The sequence below is a fragment of the Actinomadura soli genome (genome assembly GCF_005889715.1).
GTDB classification, from domain to species: Bacteria; Actinomycetota; Actinomycetes; order Streptosporangiales; family Streptosporangiaceae; genus Spirillospora; species Spirillospora soli.
In genome coordinates this window covers 1-3286 of record NZ_VCKW01000469.1, presented here as the reverse complement: position 1 = coordinate 3286, position 3286 = coordinate 1, and the positions used below count along the sequence as shown (strand labels likewise).

The 3286-nt window shown below is 76.4% G+C and carries 4 protein-coding genes; 1 reads left to right on the top strand and 3 read right to left on the bottom strand.

Annotation, left to right across the window (positions count from 1 at the left end; all coding sequences use genetic code 11):
- Positions 1 to 955: CHAT domain-containing protein (locus ETD83_RS40730; RefSeq protein WP_138650591.1), on the top strand; the 955-nt coding region annotated here is incomplete at its 5' end.
- A 30-nt stretch (positions 956 to 985) separates the two neighbouring features.
- Here the strand turns inward: ETD83_RS40730 and ETD83_RS40725 are convergent.
- The 3 genes from ETD83_RS40725 to ETD83_RS44090 form a co-directional block, all read right to left on the bottom strand.
- Positions 986 to 1816 (bottom strand): sulfurtransferase, encoded by an 831-nt coding sequence (locus ETD83_RS40725; RefSeq protein ID WP_230421523.1) that lies wholly within the window; start codon positions 1814 to 1816, stop codon positions 986 to 988.
- Between the two features lie 87 nt (positions 1817 to 1903).
- Entirely contained in the window at positions 1904 to 3106 is a 1203-nt protein-coding gene (locus tag ETD83_RS40720) for an alkaline phosphatase family protein (protein ID WP_205718172.1), read from the bottom strand.
- Positions 3103 to 3286: DUF5998 family protein (locus tag ETD83_RS44090; protein WP_230421522.1), on the bottom strand; the 184-nt coding region annotated here is incomplete at its 5' end. The genes ETD83_RS44090 and ETD83_RS40720, both read right to left, overlap by 4 nt.

Sequence of the window (3286 nt, the reverse complement as noted above, 5' to 3'; positions counted from 1 at the left end):
CCCGCCCCGCTCCGCGGGCATCGCCGAGATCGCCGCCGCACTCGGTGACCGCGCCCTGGTCGAGATGCTCGCGATCGGGCCTGACCTGCACGCCGTCACGATCGTCGACGGCCTGCTCCGCCGCCACCGGCTGGGGGCGCGCGACACGGCCGTCCGCGAGGCGGGCCTGCTCCGCTACGCCGTCCGCCGCCTCGCCGAGGACGACCGCGACCGGCAGGCGCTGGACGCCCTCGCCGACGTGGCCGAGCGCCTCGACGGCCACCTGCTCGCCCCGCTGCTCGGCGGCCTCGGCGGCCGGGAACTCGTCATCGCGCCGACCGGGGCACTGCACGGCCTGCCCTGGGCGGTGCTGCCGTCCCTGGCGGGGCGTCCGTTCACGATCGTGCCGTCCGCCAGTGCCTGGCTCCACGCCCATGGCCCCGGCCCTGCGGGCGGGCACACCGTTCTTGTCGCGGGGCCCGGTCTCCGCCACGCCGGACGCGAGGTCGACGCCCTGCGGCGCCTCCACCCCGGCGCCATCGTCCTGGACGGCGAGAACGCACGCGCGGAAACCGTCCGCGACGCCCTGGATGGCGCGGCCCTCGCCCACATCGCCGCCCACGGCGAGTTCCGGCAGGGCAACGCCCTGTTCTCGCGCCTGCGCCTCGCCGACGGGCCGCTGACGGTCCACGACCTGGACGAGCTGACCGCCCCGCCGCGCGTGATCGTCCTGTCCGCGTGCGACATCGGCCGCGCCGACGAGGGCGACGCCGTGCTCGGCATGGCGGGCGTCCTGCTCGCCCTCGGCGCCGCCACCGTGGTCGCCAGTGTCGCGCCCGTGCGGGACGCCGCCACGCCGGAGTTCATGTCCGCGTTCCACGCCCGCCTGGCCGCCGGCCAGAGCCCGTCGCGGGCCCTGGCCGCCGTCGCCCGCCCGCTGGGCGCGGCGGGCCTGCTCTGCATGGGCGCCGGTTGAAAGCCACGCAGGGCGGCGCCTTGCGAGGTGTCAGTGGTCGCCGGTGGCGACCGGGTTGGCCGGGTCCGTCACCCAGTTGGACCAGGAGCCCACGTACAGCGCGGCGGGGATGCCGGCGAGGTTGAGGGCGAGGATCTCGTGCGCGGCCGTCACGCCCGAGCCGCAGTAGGTGCCGACGTCGAGCGCGTCGGTCGCGCCGAGCTGGGCGAAGCGTTCGCGCAGCAGCTCGGGCGGCAGGAACCGGCCGTCCACGCCCACGTTCCCGGACGTCGGCGCGTTGCGGGCGCCCGGGATGTGCCCGGCGACGGGATCGACGGGCTCCTGCTCGCCGCGGTACCGCTCGGCGGCGCGGGCGTCGAGGAGGACGCCCGCCGTCGCCAGCTCGGCGGCCCCCTCCGCGTCCAGCACGGGCAGCCGGCCCGGGTTCGCTATGAAGTCGCCCGGCTTGACCTCGGATTCGGCGGTGCTCACCGGACGGCCCGCCTCCGTCCACGCCCGGTACCCGCCGTCCAGGACGCGGACCCGGTCGTGGCCGAAGTACCGCAGCGACCACCACACGCGGGCCGCCGCCGTGGAGTCGGCGTCGTCGTAGACCACGACGAGACCGCCCTGCGACACCCCGGCGCGGCGCATGGCCGACTCGAAGGCGACGGGCTCGGGAAGGGGATGGCGGCCGCCGGGCCCCGGCGGCCCGGCCACGTCCTGGTCGAGGTCGACGAACACGGCGCCGGGCAGGTGCCCTCTGCGGTAGGACTCGATCCCCGGGGGGCCCGCCAGATGCCATCGGACGTCCAGCAGGACCACGGGCGTCTGCCGCCGGAGCAGCCGGTCCAGCGCGGGCACTTCGATGAGAGGGTGCACACCGCCAGTTTGACCGCCGTCGCCCAGATTAGGGAGGGGCGAATCCTTGTTCATCTCACCTACCCGCGGGTTCGGTACCGGACAGGGTCAGGGCCGGGACGTGGTCAGCAGCGGGACGAGCTGCTCCGCCGGGACGAGGGAGCCGTGCATGCCGACCATCCGGTTCAGCCACGGCTCCCGCTCGGACGCGACGATCGCGAGGTCGGCGTGCGGGACGGCGATCACGTCCCCGATCCGTTCCAGCATCCCCGGGCCGAGCGGCCCGAACCAGCCGTCCGCGACGGCCTCGTCGCGCGGGACGACCCACGCCCGGTCGCCGAGCAGGGCCGTCCAGGCTGCGAGGACGCCGGCGTGCGCGCCGGGCTCGCTGTACACGTACCGGGCGCGGGCGTCGCCGCCGAGGAGCGCGACGCCGTCCCGCAGTTCGGGGACGGTGTCGGCGTCCACCCGCTCGGTCGGGTCGACCATGCCGTGGTCGGCCGTCACGTACAGGGCCGCGCCGGGCGGCAGGACGGCGGCGATCCGCTGGGCGAGCATGTCCATGAACCGGAGCTGGTGCCGCCAGTCGGCGGAGGCCGTCCCGTAGCGGTGGCCGGTCGAGTCCAGGTCGGCGTGGTACACGGTGACGAACGAGCGGTCGCCCTGGCGCAGGGCCAGTTCGGTGCGCCCGACGAGCTGCCCGAGCCCGTCGGCGGCGTGGTAGCGGGCGCCGCGCGCGGTGGCGCGGCTGAGCGCCGTCCCGCGGTACTGGCGGAGCGCGACGTAGCCGACCTCGACGCCGTCCGCCGCCGCCCGCTCGTACACGGTCGGGACGGGCTGGAACTCCTCCGGGGCGACGGAGTCGTCCTGCCAGCGCAGGCAGTTCAGCAGCCGGCCCGTGCCGGGGATCGCCACCTGCACGCCGAGCAGCCCGTGCGCGCCGGGCGGGGCGCCGGTGCCCAGCGAGCCGAGGCTGCTGACCGTCGTCGCCGGGAACCCGGACGTGATCGGGCCGCCGTCCATCGCGTTCAGGTACGGGGCCTCGTCCGGGTGGGCCTTGAGCTGCTGCCAGCCGAGCCCGTCGATGAGCAGGACGCAGACGCGCGGCGACGGCGGCAGGCCCAGGACGTTGACCGCGTCCGCGACGCCCAGCGATGCCAGCACCGACGGCGGAAGATCGGCGAGCGCGCCCGCCCCGTACCGCGGAACGGGCGGCTCCGGCGCGAGCGGCCCTGGGACGGTCGGCTCCGCGCCGGACGCGCCTGGCGCGGTGGGGCCTGGGGCGGGCGGCTCGGCGCCGGGTGCGGTCACCGGGCGGTCGCGGCGGACAGTTCCTCGGCGAAGGCCAGCACATGACCGACGGCGTCCGCGCCGTCCGCGGCCTCGCTGACCCGCAGCGACAGGTCGTCGGACGTGACGCTGCCCGTGTACCCGTGGTCGGCCTCGCAGTTCTCGTCCCCGCACGTCGCGGGCTCAAGGTCGATGTGGGCG